Origin of the sequence: Kaistia nematophila, from assembly GCF_026343855.1 — a bacterium.
In the GTDB taxonomy this organism is placed as follows: Bacteria; Pseudomonadota; Alphaproteobacteria; order Rhizobiales; family Kaistiaceae; genus Kaistia; species Kaistia nematophila.
Genome location: NZ_JAPKNK010000003.1, coordinates 338,172 through 356,739, shown reverse-complemented (window position 1 = coordinate 356,739; position 18,568 = coordinate 338,172). Strand labels below are relative to the sequence as shown.

17 protein-coding genes are annotated in these 18,568 nt (G+C 67.0%); 12 read left to right on the top strand and 5 right to left on the bottom strand.

All coding sequences use genetic code 11. From position 1 onward, the window contains the following. Positions 1 to 115 precede the first annotated feature (115 nt). The 3 genes from iolD to OSH07_RS10135 form a co-directional block, all read right to left on the bottom strand. Complete coding sequence (iolD, locus tag OSH07_RS10145) at positions 116 to 1,963, bottom strand: 3D-(3,5/4)-trihydroxycyclohexane-1,2-dione acylhydrolase (decyclizing) (RefSeq protein ID WP_266338513.1); 1,848 nt, start codon at positions 1,961 to 1,963, stop codon at positions 116 to 118. A gap of 591 nt (positions 1,964 to 2,554) precedes the next feature. Further along, positions 2,555 to 4,492 (bottom strand): bifunctional 5-dehydro-2-deoxygluconokinase/5-dehydro-2-deoxyphosphogluconate aldolase, encoded by a 1,938-nt coding sequence (locus OSH07_RS10140; protein WP_266338512.1) that lies wholly within the window; start codon positions 4,490 to 4,492, stop codon positions 2,555 to 2,557. A gap of 126 nt (positions 4,493 to 4,618) precedes the next feature. Further along, positions 4,619 to 5,464: a MurR/RpiR family transcriptional regulator gene (locus OSH07_RS10135; RefSeq protein WP_266338511.1), complete on the bottom strand. Its 846-nt coding sequence runs from the start codon at positions 5,462 to 5,464 to the stop codon at positions 4,619 to 4,621. A 204-nt stretch (positions 5,465 to 5,668) separates the two neighbouring features. On the opposite strand from OSH07_RS10135, the gene OSH07_RS10130 reads away from it, so the two are divergent. The 11 genes from OSH07_RS10130 to OSH07_RS10080 all read left to right on the top strand — a co-directional run bounded on the left by OSH07_RS10130 (position 5,669) and on the right by OSH07_RS10080 (position 16,719). After that, positions 5,669 to 6,592 (top strand): sugar ABC transporter substrate-binding protein, encoded by a 924-nt coding sequence (locus OSH07_RS10130; RefSeq protein WP_266338510.1) that lies wholly within the window; start codon positions 5,669 to 5,671, stop codon positions 6,590 to 6,592. A 276-nt stretch (positions 6,593 to 6,868) separates the two neighbouring features. Continuing rightward, on the top strand, positions 6,869 to 8,005 hold the full coding sequence (locus OSH07_RS10125) for an ABC transporter permease (RefSeq protein ID WP_266338509.1): 1,137 nt from the start codon (positions 6,869 to 6,871) through the stop codon (positions 8,003 to 8,005). Continuing rightward, complete coding sequence (locus OSH07_RS10120) at positions 8,005 to 8,784, top strand: ATP-binding cassette domain-containing protein (RefSeq protein WP_266338508.1); 780 nt, start codon at positions 8,005 to 8,007, stop codon at positions 8,782 to 8,784. The genes OSH07_RS10125 and OSH07_RS10120 overlap by 1 nt, the downstream gene beginning before the upstream one ends. Before the next feature lie 26 nt (positions 8,785 to 8,810). Next, positions 8,811 to 9,926 (top strand): Gfo/Idh/MocA family protein, encoded by a 1,116-nt coding sequence (locus OSH07_RS10115; protein WP_266338507.1) that lies wholly within the window; start codon positions 8,811 to 8,813, stop codon positions 9,924 to 9,926. Positions 9,927 to 9,977: 51 nt separating this feature from the next. Continuing rightward, the gene (gene iolG, locus OSH07_RS10110; RefSeq protein ID WP_266338506.1) at positions 9,978 to 10,973 is read left to right on the top strand and encodes an inositol 2-dehydrogenase; all 996 of its coding nucleotides are present in this window, start codon (positions 9,978 to 9,980) and stop codon (positions 10,971 to 10,973) included. A gap of 182 nt (positions 10,974 to 11,155) precedes the next feature. Next, a complete protein-coding gene (mbfA, locus tag OSH07_RS10105) occupies positions 11,156 to 12,127 on the top strand; it encodes an iron exporter MbfA (protein ID WP_336800603.1) in 972 nt (323 codons plus the stop codon). A 78-nt stretch (positions 12,128 to 12,205) separates the two neighbouring features. Beyond that, positions 12,206 to 13,261: a dTDP-glucose 4,6-dehydratase gene (gene rfbB / locus OSH07_RS10100; protein WP_266338505.1), complete on the top strand. Its 1,056-nt coding sequence runs from the start codon at positions 12,206 to 12,208 to the stop codon at positions 13,259 to 13,261. Continuing rightward, positions 13,261 to 14,148 carry a dTDP-4-dehydrorhamnose reductase gene (gene rfbD / locus OSH07_RS10095; protein ID WP_266338504.1) on the top strand — a complete coding sequence of 296 codons (888 nt, stop codon included), beginning with the start codon at positions 13,261 to 13,263 and terminating at the stop codon, positions 14,146 to 14,148. The genes rfbB and rfbD overlap by 1 nt, the downstream gene beginning before the upstream one ends. Further along, on the top strand, positions 14,145 to 15,017 hold the full coding sequence (rfbA, locus tag OSH07_RS10090) for a glucose-1-phosphate thymidylyltransferase RfbA (protein ID WP_266338503.1): 873 nt from the start codon (positions 14,145 to 14,147) through the stop codon (positions 15,015 to 15,017). The genes rfbD and rfbA overlap by 4 nt, the downstream gene beginning before the upstream one ends. Positions 15,018 to 15,221: 204 nt before the next feature. Next, on the top strand, positions 15,222 to 15,791 hold the full coding sequence (locus tag OSH07_RS10085) for a TetR/AcrR family transcriptional regulator (protein ID WP_266338502.1): 570 nt from the start codon (positions 15,222 to 15,224) through the stop codon (positions 15,789 to 15,791). A 64-nt stretch (positions 15,792 to 15,855) separates the two neighbouring features. Beyond that, positions 15,856 to 16,719, top strand: coding sequence for an oxidoreductase (locus OSH07_RS10080; RefSeq protein WP_266338501.1), 864 nt, complete (start codon positions 15,856 to 15,858; stop codon positions 16,717 to 16,719). A gap of 23 nt (positions 16,720 to 16,742) precedes the next feature. Here the strand turns inward: OSH07_RS10080 and rfbC are convergent, their stop codons facing one another. Then, complete coding sequence (gene rfbC, locus OSH07_RS10075) at positions 16,743 to 17,294, bottom strand: dTDP-4-dehydrorhamnose 3,5-epimerase (protein WP_266338500.1); 552 nt, start codon at positions 17,292 to 17,294, stop codon at positions 16,743 to 16,745. 206 nt (positions 17,295 to 17,500) lie between these two features. Here rfbC and OSH07_RS10070 point away from each other — a divergent pair, with 206 nt between their 5' ends. Beyond that, on the top strand, positions 17,501 to 18,106 hold the full coding sequence (locus OSH07_RS10070; protein WP_266338499.1) for a phosphatase PAP2 family protein: 606 nt from the start codon (positions 17,501 to 17,503) through the stop codon (positions 18,104 to 18,106). Between the two features lie 6 nt (positions 18,107 to 18,112). Here OSH07_RS10070 and cueR read toward each other — a convergent pair whose 3' ends face one another. After that, the gene (cueR, locus tag OSH07_RS10065; protein ID WP_266338498.1) at positions 18,113 to 18,556 is read right to left on the bottom strand and encodes a Cu(I)-responsive transcriptional regulator; all 444 of its coding nucleotides are present in this window, start codon (positions 18,554 to 18,556) and stop codon (positions 18,113 to 18,115) included. Positions 18,557 to 18,568: the final 12 nt, after the last annotated feature.

The following is an 18,568-nucleotide window of genomic DNA, read 5'->3' as shown; positions in this document are numbered from 1 at the left end:
GGTCGGAGCGCAGCTCCGGGTGAGGGTTTAGGGACCCATCCGGGTAAGCCGCAAGCCCTCACCCGCCGCACTTCGTGCGTCGACCTCTCCCTCAGGAAGAGGTGAAGGGAAGACCTCAATCCAGCACGCGCTGCGCCTGGATTGCCTTCTCGTATTCCTTGCGTGCGGCGTTGACCTGGCTGCGGGGGCTCACTTCCGGCACGGCGACGTCCCACCAGTGGCCGCCTTCCTCCGTCGTGATCAGCGGGTCGGTGTCGATGACCAGCACCGTCGTGCGGTCGTTCTTCAATCCCGCCGCGATGCCGGCCTCCAGCTCGGCGATCGAGGCGACCTTGGTCGCGATCGCGCCGAGGCTTGCCGCATGCGCCGCGAAATCGACCGAGGGCATCACCTCGTGCCGAACGTCGCGGAACAGGTTGTTGAAGTTGGCGCCGCCGGTGGCCATCTGCAGGCGGTTGATGCAGCCATAGCCGGCATTGTCGAGCACGACGATGGTGAGCCGCAGCCCCAGCATCACCGAGGTGGCGATCTCCGAGTTCATCATCAGGTAGGAGCCGTCGCCGACCATGACGACGACTTCCTGGTCGGGCTTCGCCATCTTGACCCCGAGGCCGCCGGCGATCTCGTAGCCCATGGTCGAATAGCCATATTCGAGATGGTAGGAGCCGGGCGCGCCCGCCTGCCAGAGCTTGTGCAACTCGCCGGGGAGGCCGCCGGCGGCGCAGACCACCGTTCCGCCCGTCCCGATCGCCCGCTGCACGGCGCCGATCACCTGGCCGTCCGAGGGCAGGGCGGCGTTGGTGGGCGCGGTTGCGGCATCGGCGGCGAGGAACCAGCGCGTCCGGCCTTCCGCCGCCCGCTTCGTCCAGTCGTCCGGCGCCTTCAGCGCTTCCAGCCGCAGCGCCAGTTCGCGCAGGCCCGCGTCGGCGTCGGCGACCAGCGGCAAGGCCCGGTGCTTGGTCGCGTCGAAGACCTGCGTGTTGAGGCCGACAATGGTCTTGCGCGCGTTCTGGAACAGTGCCCAGGAGCCGGTGGTGAAGTCCTGCAGCCGCGTGCCGACGGCGAGGATGACATCCGCCTCTTCCGCCAGTTCGTTGGCGGCCGAGGTGCCGGTAACGCCGATCGAGCCCATGTTAAGCGGGTGGTCGGCCGGCAGCGAGGACTTGCCGGCCTGCGTCTCGGCGACCGGGATGCCATGGGCTTCGGCGAAATCGGCAAGCGTCGCCGTCGCGCCGGAGTAGAGCACGCCGCCGCCGGCGACGATCAGCGGCTTCTTCGCGGCGCGCAGCGCAGCGGTCGCGGCGGCCAGTTCGTCGTCGGAGGCGCGCGGCCGGCGCTGCGTCCAGATCTTCTCGTCGAAGAAGGCTTCCGGATAATCATAGGCCTCCGCCTGCACGTCCTGGCAGAGCGACAGCGTCACCGGGCCGCAATCGGCCGGGTCGGTCAGCACGGCCATGGCGCGGGGCAGGGCGGCGAGGATCTGCTCGGGCCGGGTGATGCGGTCGAAATAGCGCGACACCGGGCGGAACACGTCATTGGCCGAGACCGTGCCGTCGCCAAAGTCCTCGACCTGCTGCAGCACAGGATCGGGCCGGCGGTTGGCGAAGATGTCGCCGGGCAGAAACAGGACGGGCAGGCGGTTCACATGCGCCAGCGCGCAGGCCGTCACCATGTTGGTGGCGCCCGGCCCGATGGAACTCGTCACCGCCATCATGCGGCGTCGGAAGCTCGCCTTGGTGAAGGCGATCGCGGCGTGGCCCATCGCCTGCTCGTTGTGGGCGCGGAAGGTCGGCAGGTCGTCCTGGTGCTGATAGAGCGCCTCGCCGATGCCGGCGACGTTGCCATGGCCGAAGATCGCCCAGACGCCGGCGAAGATCGGCACGGTCCTGCCGTCGATGACGGTCTTCTGGCTGGCGAGATATCGCGTCAGCGCCTGCGCCATGGTGAGACGGATGGTGGTCATCGGGCTGTTTCCTCGGCCATTTTTGCAGCACCCCGCCCCGGTCGCCAGAGGCGGTCTCCCTTTTTCTTCAAGCTAGTCTTTCCCCGCTGTCGCCGCGAGAGACCTTCATCTTTCCTGGCGAGGCGAGCCGCCCCATCTTCCTCACCTCTCCCATCGGGAGAGGTCGACGGCCGCAGGCCGGCGGGTGAGGGGTTCAGGCCTCACCGGATAGTTCCCAGCCCCTCACCCGGAGCTTCGCTCCGACCTCTCCCAATGGGAGAGGTGAAGAAAAGCATGGCTCGTCGCCGTCAAAACCCGTCCCCAGTCATCCCCTCCGCCGTCATCCCTGCGAAAGCAGGGATCCACTCGGCTGGGTTCGTCCCACTCGCACCGTCGATGGCGCGGATGGATCCCCGCTTTGGCAGGGATGACGACCGAGGTCGTCATGTCCTTCTACGCACCCTCGAACGCCTGGCGCCGTCCGCATTTCCATCCTCGCCGTCATCCCGGGCGAAGACCCGGGATCCATTCCGCCGGGTTTGCCTTCATTCGAAGCGCCCGATGGCGCGGCGGAATGGATCCCCGCCTTCGCGGGGATGACGCCGGAAACGCTCACGCCACTTCCGACTGTCTTGCGCTTTCCCAGGCCGCGACCAGCTTGCCGAAGCGGGTGGTCATATCGGCGATCGCCGCCTCGTCGTCGATCCGGCCCGACAGCCAGCCCTCGGCCGCTTCGGCGAAAATCGTCCTGCCCACCGCGAAACCCTTCACCAGCGGCGTGGCGGCGGCGGCGCGGAAGGCGGCGACCAGTTCGTGTTCCGGCGCCTCCAGCCCGAGCAGGACGATGCCCCGGCAGAGCGGATCGTTGGTGAGGATGACCTGCTCGATCGCTTGCCAGGCGGCCGGACTCGTCTGCGGCTCCAGCTTCCACCAGTCCGGCTTGATGCCGAGTTCGTAGAGCCGGGCGAGGATCGACGAGACCGTCGTCTCGGTAAGCTGCCCGTGCTTGCCGGCGATGATCTCGATCAGCAATTCGCGCCCGACCGTCCGCGCCGCGTCGGCGACGCGCAAAAGTTCGCGCTCCTGCCGCGCCTTCAGCTCGGCGCTGTCGTCGGGATGGTAGAAGCAGAGGCACTTGACCGTATGGCCGATCGGCCATTCGGAGAGATGGCTGCCGAGATCCGGCAGGTGATCGAAATCGAGCGGGCGCGAGCCCGGCTTCTCCACCGGCCGGCCGATCCAGAAGCCCTGCTCGGAAGCGCGCGGAAACGCCTTCTGGCCATAGGTCGAATCGAGCAGCATGCCGAAGCCGGGCCGGCCCTTGGCGATGCGGGCCGCCGCCTCGACCGCGAGCGCCTTGATGCCCTCGATCTTTTCACGCGGCACCTTGAGCCTGTCGGCTACCGCTTCGAGCTGCGAGCGATGGTCGATCGCCAGCGCCATCAGCGTATCCGGCTGATCCCGGCGGGTGGTCGCCCAGTGCAGGTGGTTGATATCAGCGTCCTTGCGCAGCGCCCGGTGCGGGCTGCCATGGGCGAGGAAATACGAAAGCTCGGTCCAGGTCGGATATTCCGGCGAGCAGAGCAGCCGCGACACGGCGAAGGCGCCGCAGGCATTGGCCCAGGTGGCGGCGGTCTCCAGTGTCTCTCCCTTCAGCCAGCCGCGCAGGAAGCCGGACATGAAGGCGTCGCCGGCGCCGAGCACGTTGTAGACCTCGATGGGAAAACCCCTGCCGACGATGCCCTGCTCGAGGTCGTCGGGGATGTCGCCTTCATAGACGATGCAGCCCATGGCGCCGCGCTTCAGCACGATGGTCGCCTTCGACAGCGCCCGGATCGTCTTCAGTGCGCTGAGCACGTCGTCGGCGCCCGACGCGATGCGGATTTCTTCTTCCGTGCCGACGATCAGGTCGCAATCGGGCAGGATCGACTTCAGCTGCTCGGAGACGCGGTCGGATTTCACATAGCGGGCGAAGCCGTCGCCATGGCCGGCGAGGCCCCAGAGATTGGGGCGGTAGTCGATGTCGAACACGACCTTGCCGCCATTCGCCTTGGCGATCCGGATCGCCTTGCGCTGCGCCGCGTCGCTGTTCTCCCGCGAGAAATGCGTGCCGGTGACGACGATCGCCTCGGCCGAGGCGATGAAGGCCTCGTCGATATCCACCTCCGACAGCGCCATGTCGGCGCAGTCGGTGCGGTAGAAGATCATCGGCGAGACGCCCTCGTCCTCGACGGCGAGCAGCACCAGGGCCGTCAGGCGGTCGGGGTCGGTGGCGATGCCGTCGGTGGCGACGCCCTCGCGCGCCATCTGTTCGCGAATGAAACGGCCCATCTGCTCGTCGCCGACGCGGGTGATGACGGCCGACTTCAAGCCGAGCCGCGCCGTGCCGATGGCGATATTGGACGGGCAGCCGCCGACCGACTTGGCGAAGGAGGTGATGTCCTCGAGGCGGGAAAAGATCTGCTGGCCGTAGAGATCGACCGATGATCTCCCGATGGTGATCACATCGAGCGGTCGGGCCGCCCTGCCGGCTCCGGGAGCCTCGGTCATCGCATTCTCCGTCTCGGTTAACGAGGGGTTGCCGTGCCGTTACCGGAACGGCGGCCTGGCGCCCCCTTCACTGTCGCGGAGAGTGAAACAAAAATTCTGCGATTTCGTCAATATGGAATAAGCGGATCATCCACTGCGCCGCGCCTCGGCGACGGCGACGGTCAGCGTCATGGCGAGCGCCATCGAGGCGGAGAGCGAGCGGAAACCCTCGAAGTCGGCTTCGACCACCTCGAACCAGACGCCGAGCTTGGGAATCAGCGGGCTGAACGGGCTGTCGGTGATGACGACGAGCGGCGTGCCTGCCTCGTTGATCTGGCGCGCATAGGCGAGCGTCGCCGAGGCATAGGGGGTGAAGGAGATGGCGATCGCCGCGTCGCGCGGGGTGGCGAAGGAGAGGGTTTCCGGGTCGTTGCCCTGCGCCGAGCCGACCAGCACGGATTTCACGCCGAGCTTGCCGAAGGCGTAGCTCATATAGGAGGTGACCGGGAAGGAGCGGCGCTGGCCGATCAGGTAGATTGTCTCGGCCTTGGCGAGCAGCGCCGCCGCCTCGTCGATCTGTTCGACCTGGACGCGCTCGCGCAGCGAGCCGACGGAGCGTTCCGCTGCCTTGCAGAAGCCTGAGAAGAGTGTCGCCGATTTGCTGTCGCCGGCGACATGCGAGCGCAGCGAGGAAAGCCGCTCGGAATAGTTCGAGGTGCGGTCGCGCAGCCTGTCCTGGAACACCGCCTGCAGGTCGGAAAAGCCTTGATAGCCGAAGGCCTGGGCGAAGCGCACCAGCGTCGACGGCTGCACTTCCGCCTTCTCGGCGATGCTGGCCGCCGTGCCGAAGGCGACGTCGTCGGGATTGGCGACGGCATAGATCGCGACCTGGGCGAGGCGCTTCGGCAGCGTGTCCTTGCGGCTCACCATCAGGTTGCGCAGGTTCCAGAAGTCGCGGGGCGGCAAGGCATCGGGGTCGTCGGGCGTCGTCATCGCGGGCCTTTCCAGCGCATTTTCCGCAGCTTTCTCCCACTTCTCGCCGAAAATCAACTCTTGACGGGTGTCAACCTCTATGGAATGAATATTCCGACATCGATATGCGGAGCTGTTTTGTTCCGAAATTCTCGATGCGAGGGAAATCAGAGCCAAAAAAAGACGCCGGATTCCCGCCCTTTTTTCATTCTCGGGAGGAATGTCATGAAGCTGAAATTCAAGGCAATGCTCGCCGCGACGGCGCTTGCCGTCTCCACGCTCGCTGCCCATGCCGACATCATCGTCGTCACCCACGGCCAGGCCTCGGATCCGTTCTGGTCGGTGGTCAAGAACGGCGTCGCCGAGGCCGGCAAGGATCTGGGCGTCAAGGTCGACTACCGCGCGCCGGAGACCTTCGACATGGTCGCGATGGCGCAGCTGATCGATGCCGCCGTCAACCAGAAGCCGGAAGGCCTCGTCGTCTCGATCCCGGATGCCGATGCGCTCGGGCCGTCGATCCAGAAGGCGGTCGCCGCCGGCATCCCCGTCATCTCGATGAACTCCGGCTCCGACGTCTCGAAGAAGCTCGGCGCGCTGCTGCATGTCGGCCAGAGCGAATATGACGCCGGCAAGGCCGCCGGCGAGAAGCTGAAGACGATGGGCGCCAAGAAGGGGCTCTGCGTCAACCAGGAAGTGGGCAACGTCTCGCTCGACCTGCGCTGCAAGGGCTTCACCGACGGCTTCGGCGCCGTGACCGTGCTGCCGACGTCCAACGATCCGGCCGACGTCAAGGCCAAGGTCAAGGCGGCGCTTGCCTCGGACCCGGCGATCGACGCCATCCTGACCCTGAATGCGTCGCTCGCCGGCGAACCGGCCGTCGCCGCCGTTTCGGAATCTGGCATGGACGGCAAGGTCAATGTCGCCACCTTCGATCTTTCGGCAGGCTTCCTGCAGGCCGTCGCCGACGGCAAGGCGGCCTTCGCCATCGACCAGCAGCAGTTCCTGCAGGGCTATCTGCCCGTCGCCTTCCTGGCGCTGCACAGCAAGTACGGCTTGATGCCGGGCGGCGACGTGCCGTCGGGTCCCAATCTCGTGACCAAGGACTCGGCCGCCAAGGTGGTGGAACTGTCGGCCAAGGGCATTCGCTGAGGCCATCCCGGGCGCGCGCACCCCCTCCCGCGCGCGCCCGTTTTCCCGATTCCTCCGCCGAGGCGCGTCGATCCCACGAAAGATCCGCGGCCTCCGCCGAATACCCAAGTCGGAAAGACGAAATGCGCAGCAATCAGGTCAGCGCCGCCGCGATGACGGCGCCCGGCACCTTCGCGGTGCGCCCGCTTCCAGGTACTGCCGTCGTGGATGCATCGGCTCGTCTCGTCGGCGCCGGCAGCCGGCGGGACAGGATGGCGAAGCAGGGAGGACGCCGCCATGACCGAGCCGAATAGCCCGGCGGCGCTGGCCGCCAAGGCGGCCGATGAACGGCTCAAGCATGCGTCCGCGCTGACGCGCCTGCTGCGCCGGCCCGAACTCGGAGCCATACTCGGCCTCGTCATCGTGACGAGCTTCTTCATCGCGATCGCCAATCCGGTGATGTTCGAGCTGTCCGGGATCATGAACTTCATGGCGCCGGCGGCCCAGCTCGGCATCCTGGCGATCGGTGCCTCGCTGCTGATGGTCGGCGGCGAGTTCGACCTTTCAGTCGGTTCGATGGTTGCCTTCGCCGGCCTGATCTTCGCCGCCTGCCTCGTCACCTTCGGCCTGCCGCTGCCGGTGGCGATCCTGATCGCCTTTATCTGCGCCGCCGCGATCGGCTTCATCAACGGCCAGCTCGTCATCCACACCGGCCTGCCGAGTTTCATCGTCACGCTCGCCTTCCTGTTCGTACTCCGGGGTCTTTCGCTGGTCGGGCTCAAATGGGCGACCGGCGGCGCGACGCAATTGCGCGGCGTGCGCGAGGCGGCGACGCGGACTTCGCTCGACGCCTTCATCTACAAGCTCTTCGCCGGCGACGCGTTCGAGGGCCTGTTCGCCTGGCTCGCCGCGCATGACTGGATCGCCAAGTTCCCGAACGGCCAGCCCAAGGTGACCGGCGTCCCGGTCGAGATCGTCTGGTTCGTCGGGCTCGCCGTCGTTTGCGCCATCGTCCTGGCCCGCACGCGCTATGGCAACTGGATCTTCGCCGCCGGTGGCGATCCCAATGCCGCGCGCAATTCCGGCGTCCCGACCCGGCGGGTGAAGACGTCCCTCTTCGTCCTCACGGCCTGCTGCGCGGCGCTGGTGGCCGTGCTGACGGTGCTCGATGCCGGCTCGACGGATGCTCGGCGCGGCTTCCAGAAGGAGTTCGAGGCGATCATCGCCGCGGTGATCGGCGGCTGCCTGCTGACGGGCGGCTATGGCTCGGTCGTGGGCGCGGCGGTCGGCGCCGTCATCTTCGGCATGGTGCTGATCGGCCTCACCTACACCGCCATCGACCAGGATTGGTACCTCGTCTTCCTCGGCGGCATGCTGCTGATGGCCGTGTTCTTCAACAACATCATCCGCAAGCGCGTGACGGGAGAGCGCTGATGACGACGCCGATCCTGGAAATGCGCGACATCGAGAAGCATTTCGGCTCCGTGGTGGCGCTCGCCGGCGTGTCGATCTCGATCCATGCCGGCGAGGTGCATTGTCTGCTCGGCGACAATGGCGCTGGCAAGTCCACCTTCATCAAGACGATGGCGGGCGTGCACAGGCTGACCCGGGGCGAGATGCTCCTGAACGGCCAGCCGGTGCATTTCACCAGCCCGCGTCAGGCGCTCGATGCCGGCATCGCCACGGTCTACCAGGACCTCGCCATGATCCCGCTGATGTCGGTGACGCGGAACTTCTTCATGGGTCGCGAGCCGGTCAAGGGCATCTGGCCGTTCCGCTTCATGGACATGGGCTTCTGCGACCGCGTCACGCGCGAGGAAATGCAGCGGATCGGCATCGACGTGCGCGATCCCGGCCAGGCGGTCGGCACGCTTTCGGGCGGCGAGCGCCAATGCGTGGCGATCTCGCGCGCCGTCTATTTCGGCGCCAAGGTACTGATCCTCGATGAGCCCACCTCGGCGCTCGGCGTCCGGCAGACGTCGATGGTGCTCAAATATATCGACATGGTGCGCAAGCGCGGGCTCGGCGTCGTCTTCATCACCCACAATGTCCGCCATGCGCTCGCGGTCGGCGACCGCTTCACCGTGCTGAACCGCGGGCGGACATTGGGCACGGCGGCGCGCGGCCAGATCACGGCGGATGAACTGCAGAATCTCATGGCCGGCGGCAAGGAACTCGCCGATCTTTCCGCCGAACTCGGCGGCACGGTCTGAGAGCAGGAAGAATCGGGATATTGGGCATGAAATCTCTCGGCATCGGGCTGATCGGCACTGGATACATGGGCAAGTGCCATGCGCTCGCCTGGAACGCCGTCGCGCCGACCTTCGGCGACGTGGCACGGCCAAGGCTGGTGCATCTTGGCGAGGCGAACGAGGCGCTGGCCAGAAGCAAGGCGACGGAACTGGGCTTCGCCCGCGCCTCGGGCGACTGGCGCAGGGTGGTCGAGGATCCCGAGGTCGACCTCGTCTCGATCACGACGCCGAACCAGTTCCACGCCGAGATGGCGATCGCCGCGCTCACGGCCGGCAAGCATGTCTGGTGCGAGAAGCCGATGGCGACGTCGCTCGCCGACGCGACGGCGATGCTTGAGGCGGCCGAAGCATCCGGCAAGGTGGCGGCGCTCGGCTACAACTACATCCAGAACCCCGCCACGCGGCACATGCGCCGGCTGATCGCGGACGGCGCGATCGGCACGGTCAACCATGTCCGCGTCGAGATGGACGAGGACTTCATGGCCGACGCGGCGGCGCCGTTCGGCTGGAAGAGCGAGGCCGCGTCCGGCTATGGCGCGCTCGACGATTTCGCCGTCCATCCGCTGTCGTTGCTCACCATTCTGGTCGGGCCGCTGGCGAGCGTCGTGGTCGACATGGCGAAGCCCTATGCCGAGCGGCCATTGGCCTCGGGCGGCAGCCGCGCGGTCGAGACGCACGATATCGCCAACATCCTGTTCCGCCTTCAAAGCGGCGCGTCCGGCAGCCTGCTGGTCAATCGCTCGGCCTGGGGCCGCAAGGGCCGGATCGCCATCCAGATCTTCGGCTCCGAGGGCTCGCTGCTCTACGACCAGGAGCGGATGAACGAGCTGCAATTGTTCCAGGCGCGCGGACCGGCGGCCGAGCAGGGCTTCCGCACCATCCTGACCGGGACGGTGCATCCACCCTATGACCGCTTCATCCCGGCGCCGGGCCATGGCCTCGGCTTCAATGATCTGAAGGTGATCGAGGCGCGCGAACTGATGCGGCGGATCGCCGGCGAGCCGGCCCATCTGATCGAGTTTGCAACGGGATTGCGGATCGAACGCACCGTCCATGCCATGGCCCGCTCGCACGAGACGCGCGGCTGGGTCGACATCGATTGAGCTCCAGACCGGCGAGCCCTGCGGGCGCCGAACCAGATTGAGGAAATTGGAATGACCGTGAGACTGGGACTTCTCGGAGCGGGCCGGATCGGCAAGGTACATGCCGGCGCGATCGCGGCGAATGCGGGCGCGACGCTCGTCGCCGTCGCCGACGCCTTCCCCGAGGCGGCCAAGGCGCTCGCCGCCGCGACCGGCGCGGAAGTGCGCGAGGCCGACGCGATCATGAACGCCGGCGACATCGACGCCGTCCTGATCACGACGCCGACCGACCTGCACGCCAGCATGATCGAGCAGGCGGCGCGCGCCGGAAAGGCGATCTTCTGCGAGAAGCCGGTCGATCTCGACGTCGCCCGCGTCAAGGAATGCCTCGCCGTCGTCGCGGCGGAGAAGGCGCTGCTGATGGTCGGCTTCAATCGCCGCTTCGATCCGAACTTCATCGAGGTGCGCCGGCAGATCGACGCCGGCGCCATCGGCAAGGTCGAGATGGTGTCGATCACCTCGCGCGATCCCGGCCCGCCGCCGGCCGACTATATCCGCCGTTCGGGCGGGCTGTTCCGCGACATGACCATCCATGATTTCGACATGGCGCGCTTCCTGCTCGGCGAGGAGCCGGTCAGCGTCTTCGCCTCGGCGTCGGTGCTGGTCGATCCGGAGATCGGCAAGCTCGGCGATTTCGACAGCGCTTCCGTCGTGCTGACGACGAAATCCGGCCGCATCGCCCAGATCTCGAATTCGCGCCGCGCCAGCTATGGCTATGACCAGCGCATCGAGGTGCATGGCTCGAAGGGGCTGGTCAGCGCCGACAATCTGCGCGCCACCAATGTCGAGATCGCCAATGGCGATGGCTATCGCCGCGAGCCGCTGCTGAACTTCTTCATGACCCGCTACACGGAGGCGTATCGCAACGAGATCGCCGCCTTCATTCAGGCCGTCGAGAAGGGGGGGCCGGCGACGCCTTCCGGCGAGGACGGCTGGAAGGCGCTGGTGCTCGCCGACGCCGCGCTGCAGTCGGTCAAGGAGAAGCGGGCGATCGCGGTCTCGATCTGACCACCGCACTCAGGACCTTTCGATCCGATGGCCGGGACCCGAATCCCGGCCATTTTCTTTGGGCGGCGCCGCCGCTTCGCCGATCCCCATCCGGCAACCTCGTTGGCAAGGTGTCGCGCTTGTGAAGGGATGGCGCAGCTGATACCAGATTAGAAAAATTCTAATCTGTAAGGACTACTCCCGTGTTTTCATTCGGCAAGCGCTCGTTCAAGGACCTCTCGGTGCGCGAGGTCATGGCGCTGGCGATCGGCGCCGAGGAAGAGGATGCCCGGCGCTATCGCGACATGGCGGAGCGGCTTGCGCCCGACTTTCCCGGTTCGGCCAGGGTCTTCGACGCCATGGCGGTCGAGGAGGACGGGCACCGGCGCCTGCTGATCGATCTCTTCAAGGAAAAGTTCGGTGATCATATCCCACTCGTCCGGCGCGACGACGTGCGCGGCTTCGTCCGGCATGCGCCGGTCTGGTCGATGCGCAACATCTCCGTCGACGGCTTCCGGCTCGACGCCGCGACGATGGAGCTCGAGGCGCAGCGCCTGTATCTGAAGGCGGCCGAGCGGGCGACCGACCCGGATGTGCGAAAGCTGCTCGGCGACCTCGCCGCCATGGAGGCGCAGCACGAGCGCAAGGTCGAGGAACTCGAGGCCGAGCACCTGCGCGAGAGCGTGCGGAGCGAGGAGGACGCGACGCGGCGGCGCATGTTCGTCATGCAGGTGGTCCAGCCCGGCCTTGCCGGCCTGATCGACGGTTCCGTCTCGACGCTGGCGCCGATCTTCGCCGCCGCCTTCGCCACGCAGAATTCGTTCAGCGCCTTTCTGGTCGGTCTCGCCGCCTCGATCGGCGCCGGCATCTCGATGGGCCTCACCGAAGCGCTGTCGGACGACGGCGTCATCACCGGCCGCGGCCATCCCTGGCTGCGCGGCGTCGTCTGCGGCGTGATGACCGCGATCGGCGGCCTCGGGCATACGCTGCCGTTCCTCATCCCGCATTTCTGGACGGCGACGGTGGTGGCCGGTGTCGTGGTGCTGGCCGAGCTCATCGCCATCGCCTGGATCCGCTGGCGCTACATGGACACGAAGTTCCATTCCGCCATGGGGCAGGTCGTGCTGGGCGGCCTGCTGGTGCTCGCCGCCGGCATCTTCATCGGCAGCGCCTGAGCCCGTCTTCCACAGGCCGCCTTTGCGATGACAGGGGGAGGGGTTAGGCTGACCGCTCAACAGGGTGGTCGGTCTCGTATGCGTGTTCTCGTCACCGGCGGCGCCGGCTTCATCGGTTCGGCTCTCTGCCGCCATCTGGTCGGTGATCTCGGGGTCGCCGTCGTCAATGTCGACAAGCTGACCTATGCCGCGAACCTTGCCTCGCTGGCGCCGATCGCCGATCATCCGCTCTATGCCTTCGTGCAGGCCGACATTGGCGATGCGGGCGCGCTTGCCGACGTCTTCCGTCGCTACGAGCCGGACGGCGTCATCCATCTCGCGGCCGAGAGCCATGTCGACCGATCGATCGGTGCTCCCGGCGTGTTCCTCGAGACCAACATCATGGGTACGGCGACGCTGCTGGAAGCGGCGCGCGCCTATCACGACACGCTCGGCGCCGAGAAGCGCTCGGCCTTCCGCTTCCTGCATGTCTCGACCGACGAGGTGTTCGGATCGCTCGGCAGCGACGGCCTCTTCCATGAGGCGACGCCCTATGACCCTTCCTCGCCCTATTCGGCCAGCAAGGCGGCCTCGGACCATCTGGTCCGCGCCTGGCAGCGCACCTATGGCCTGCCGGCGCTGATCTCCAACTGCTCCAACAATTACGGGCCGTACCACTTCCCGGAGAAGCTGATCCCGCTCGTCATCCTGAACGCCATCGCGGGCGCGCCGATCCGCGTCTATGGCGACGGCTCCAACGTGCGCGACTGGCTCTATGTCGAGGATCACGCCCGCGCCCTGTTCCTGGCGTTGACGCTGGGCAAGCCGGGCGCGAGCTACAATATCGGCGGCCGCAACGAGCGCACCAATCTCGACGTGGTGCAGGGCATCTGCGCCATTCTCGATCGCCGCCTCGGCGGCCGACGGCATGCCGAACTGATCGAGTTCGTCGCCGACCGGCCAGGCCACGACCAGCGCTACGCCATCGACCCGACCAAGGCGGAGACGGAACTCGGCTGGCGGGCGGCGGAAAGCTTCGACAGCGGCATCGAGAAGACCGTCGCCTGGTATCTCGACCGGCGCGACTGGTGGGAGCCGATCCGCAGCGGCGTCTATCGCGGCCAGCGCCTCGGCCTGCTTGAGGGCGCGAACTGATGCGGATCTTCGTTGCCGGCTCCAGCGGCCAGTTGGCGCGCGCGCTGAAGGCGCGGGCGGCCGCGCATGGCCATGTCGTCGAGACCTTCGGCCGGCCGGCGCTGGATCTTGCCGATCCCGATGGTGCTGCGAAGCGGATCGCCGGCTTCGAGCCGGATCTGATCCTGAACGCCGCCGCCTATACGGCGGTCGACCGGGCCGAAAGCGAGGAAGCGCTCGCCATGGCGATCAACCGTGACGGTGCAGCGGCTCTCGCCGCCAGCGCGCGAAAACTCGGCCTGCCGTTCCTGCATGTCTCGACCGACTATGTCTTCGACGGCGAGAAGGGCGAGCCCTACGTCGAAACCGACGCGACGAACCCGCTCGGCGTCTATGGACGCAGCAAGCTTGCCGGCGAAGAGCGGGTGCTGGCAGAAAATCCCGACGCGCTGATCTTCCGCACCGGCTGGGTCTATGGCCAGGATGGCGGCAATTTCGTCCGCACCATGGTCCGCCTCGCCGGCGAGCGGGAGCATCTCGACATCGTTGCCGACCGCTTCGGCAATCCGACCCATGCCGCCGATCTCGCCGACGGCCTGCTGGCGATCGCCGGGCAGGCGAGGGGCGTCGCCTCGGGCGGCATCTTTCATCTCGCCGGCAGCGTCGAGGCGAGCTGGTTCGACCTCGCCGCCGGCGTCATGGCGCGGCTTGCCGAAGCCGGGCGCAGGGTGCCGACGCTCGGCCGGATCTCGGGCGATGCCTATGTCGCGCCGGCGGCGCGGCCGCGCGATTCCCGGCTCGATTGCGGGCGGACGGAACACAGCTTCGGCGTCCGGCTCCCCGGCTGGCCGCAAAGCCTCGGCGTTGCGGTCGCTGCCATCCTCGATCTCGAACGGAATGCGGCATGAAGGGTATCGTTCTCGCCGGCGGCGCCGGCACGCGGCTGCATCCGATGACGCTTGTCACCAGCAAGCAGCTGCTGCCGATCTACGACAAGCCGATGATCTACTATCCGCTGTCGACGCTGATGCTGGCCGGGATCCGCGACATCCTTGTTATCTCGACGCCGCAGGACCTGCCGAAATTCCAGGCGCTGCTCGGCGACGGCTCGCAATGGGGCATCGCGCTTTCCTATGCCGAGCAGGCGGCGCCGGAGGGATTGGCGCAGGCCTATCGCATTGGTGCGGATTTCGTCGCCGGCTCACGGTCGGCACTGATCCTCGGCGACAACATCTTCTTCGGCCATGGCCTGACGGACCTGCTGGCGGAGGCCCGGGCGCGGACGAGCGGCGCGACCGTGTTCGCCTATCACGTGCAGGATCCCGAGCGGTATGGCGTCGTCGCCTTCGACCGCCAGAAGAAGGCGGTTTCGATCGAGGAGAAACCGAAGTCGCCGCGCTCGAACTGGGCCGTGACCGGGCTCTATTTCTATGACGAGGCGGTGGTCGACATCGCCGCCGACCTGAAGCCCTCGGCGCGCGGCGAACTGGAGATCACCGACGTCAACAGCGCCTATCTCGAACGCGGCGCGCTGCATGTCGAGAAGATGGGGCGCGGTTATGCCTGGCTCGACACCGGCACGCCGGACAGCCTGATCGAGGCATCGGAGTTCGTGCGCACCTTCGAGAAGCGGCAAGGCCTGAAGATCTGCTGTCCCGAGGAAATCGCCTATCTCATGGGCTTCATCGACGCGGCAGCGCTCGAACGCCTCGGCATCGCGCTCGGCAAGAGCAGCTATGGCCAGTACCTGCTGAAGATGGTGCTCGCCGAGCGCTGAGGCCCCGGCGTTGCCGGCCCGGCGCCGCGTCGGGGTTGAGCCTCTCTAAATTGTCGGATCATCCAAGTCGCTGATTTCCGGAGACTATCGGCCTGCGCGCGGCGTGCCGGGCGAAAAAATTCGTCCGGCTGGCCGAAGGGCCCCTTGAAGCGTCGCCACGCTTGATCCAATTAATGAGCAAGCACTCGCTCATAGGGTCTTCGAATGGCACGCCCCCTCAGTGAAGAAAAGCGCGAAGCGATCCTGACCGCCGCCGTCGATCTGGTGGCGGCGCAGGGAACCGGCGCGCCGACGGCCAAGATCGCCAAGGAAGCCGGCTTCGCCGAGGGAACGCTCTTCACCTATTTCGCCACCAAGGACGACCTCCTCAACGAGCTCTTCCTCGAAATCGAGGCGGAGCTGGCGGCGGCCCTGCTGGATGACTACCCGGCCGATGGCAGCCCGTATGAGCGGACCCGGCATATCTGGAGCCGCCTGATCGACTGGGGCGCGGCCAACCCGGCCAAGCGGAAGACGATCCGGCAGCTCAAGGTTTCCGATCGCGTTTCGGAGGCCAGCCGTTGCCGCGCCAGCGGGCTGTTCGAAGAGATCGTCGGGCGGCTGGAGGGCAACCTCGCCGGTCACGTCTCGACGGAATATGACGCGGCCTATGTCAGCGCCATTCTCGACACGCTGGCCGAGACGACGCTCGAATTCATCATGCGGTACCCGGACAAGCGCGAACACTACAAGCGCGCCGGCTTCGACGCCTTCTGGCGAGGAATTGCCCGATAGGGTTTTGTCTTTTTAATGAGTGTGTACTCACTCATTAAAATTGTCTCATCGAAAGGAACATCCAATGTCCAGGATCTGGTTGATCACCGGCAGCGCCCACGGGCTGGGTCGCTCGATCGTCGAGGCCGCGCTGGCGGCGGGCGATCGCGTCGTCGCGACGGCACGCAGTCCCGAAAGGCTTGACGATCTGGTTGAGAAGCATGGCGAAAGCCTGCGCAGCTTCGCGCTCGACGTGACCGACGCCAAGGCAGCGCAGGCCGCCGTCGATTTCGCCGTCGCGACCTTCGGGCGGCTGGACGTGCTCGTCAACAATGCCGGCTTCGGGCATTTCTCGCCATTCGAGCAGACGGACGAGGATGATTTCCGGGCGCAGATCGACACCAATTTCTATGGTGTCGTGCATCTCAGCCGCGCCGCGCTCCCCGTTATGCGCCGGCAACGCTCGGGCCACATCATCAACATCTCCTCGGTCGGCGGCCGCACCAGCGCGTCCGGCATGAGCGCCTATCAGGCGGCCAAATGGGCGGTGGGCGGTTTCACGGAGGTGCTGGCGAAGGAGGTCGCGGGCTTCGGCGTGAAGGTGGTTGCGGTCGAGCCGGGCGGCATGCGCACCGACTGGGGGTTCGTCGCGCGGGGCAACACGCCGCCGCTCCTGCCGGATTACGAGGCGGGGGTGGGGGCGATGCTGGCTCTGCTCAAGGGCTATATCGGCCACGAGGTCGGAGATCCGGCCAAGGTCGCCAAGGTCGTCGTCGATCTCGCGGGGCGCGACAAGGTCCCTGCGCACCTGCTGCTCGGCAGCGACGCCCTCTTCGTCTACGGCGAAGCCGAGGCAGTCCGGCAGGCGGATGCCAGGGAATGGGCCGAGGTCAGCGCCTCGACCGATTTCGAGGGTTCGGATCTCTCTCGTCTGGCGCGCATGCGGTAGAGCGCCTCGGAGGGCGCCCGACGCTAGAGGGCCAAATCGGACAGGCGGGGATGCTTGCGGTCGCGATCCGAAAGGGTCGCGGCCGTTTCCGTGACCGGCCAGTCGATGCCAAGGGCGGGATCGTTCCAGGCAAGGCCGCGATCATGTTCGGGGCTGTAATAGTCCGACGTCTTGTAGAAGACCTCGGTATCGGGTTCGAGCGTGCAGAAGCCGTGCGCGAAGCCGGCGGGAACATAGAGCTGCGCGCGGTTCTCGGCGGAAAGCGTCACCGCGACATGCTGGCCGAAGGTCGGCGAGGACGGGCGGATATCGACCGCGACGTCGAGGATCGAACCGCGCAGCACGCGCACCAGCTTGGCCTGCGCGCGCGGCTCAAGCTGAAAATGCAGTCCGCGCACCGTGCCGGCCGGGCGGGAGAGCGACTGGTTGTCCTGGACGAAGGCGACGGCCGGATCGACGTGGCGCTGGAACATGTCCTGCCGGAAGGCCTCGAAGAAATGGCCGCGTGCATCGCCATGCACCTTGGGGTGGAGGAGGGCGGGGCCCGCGATGGCGAAGCGTTCGATGGTGGTCATGGCTAGCAGGCTGTCCGATTGCATTGGGGCGCCCACTTGGCCGGGATCGCCGCCGGGATGCAAGCCTTCGGCGCATCGCCGCATGGACAGGGCGATTGGCGGCCGCCATGGTGGCGCTCACGCGCGGGAAGCGGGACGAATCGACCCGCCTGGCGCGGCGCAGCGCCGGCAGGGGCCGCGTTTACCTTGCTCTTTCCGGAACGCCGATGTCGCTGCGCCCCCTCACTCTCTTCGTCACCAGTTTCGGCGGCCAGGCGGTGATCCTGCCGATCCTGCTGCTGGTAACGCTGATCCTGCTGGCGTCGGGCCAGCGTCGCGCCGCGTTCTGGTGGGCGTTCTCGGTCGTTCTGGTGCTGGGGCTGGTGCTGGTCGCCAAGATCGCCTTCATCCCCTGCGGCGGCTATCTCCCGGGCCTCAATCTGCGCAGCCCCAGCGGTCATGCCGGCGCGTCGGTCGCGGTCTATGGCGGGCTGGCGGTGCTGGTGGCGCGGCTGGCGCGAACCCAAGCGCTGGCCGGATTGGCGATCTTCTGCGGTTTCGGGCTTTCGCTGGCGATCGCCGTCACGCGCATCGTTCTGGGCGCCCATACGCTGTCGGAGACGGTGCTCGGCGGGGCGATCGGCCTGCTCGCACCCTCCCTCCTTGCCAGTCGGCAGGATCTCTTCCAGCGCCCGGTGCGGCTCCGCTGGGTCTGGCTGCTGGTCGCGCCGGTGATCGTGGTGGCGTTGCTGCATGGCGTCGAACTCGGTGCCGAGGGTGTGATCGAGCATGTCGCTCGCCAGTTGAACGCGATGCTCGGCGTCTGCCGCTGACGCGGCCTATCGCCGGCCGCGCAGCGCCGGCTTGCGGGCCGGCGCCGCCGTCTCCGCGTCGGAAAGGGTGGCGAGGTCGTCGAGAATGGGGCAATCCGGCCGCTCGTCGCCATGGCAATGGCCGGCGAGATGGCGCAGCGTCCGCGCCATCCCCTCCAGTTCGTGGATGCGCTTCTCGATCTCGGCGACGTGCTGCAGCGCCAGGCGCTTGACGTCGGCGCTCTCGCGGCCCTTGTCCTGCCAGAGCGCGAGTAGCGTGCCCATCTCCTCGACCGAGAAGCCGAGATCGCGGGCGCGGCGGATGAAGCGCAGCGTCTCGACCTCGCTCGGCGCGTAGACCCGATAGCCGGAATCGGTGCGCGCCGCCGGCCGGATCAGGCCGATCTGTTCATAGTAGCGGATCATCTTGGCCGAGACGCCGGAGGCGGCGGAAGCTTCGCCAATGTTCATGGGCTGGATCTC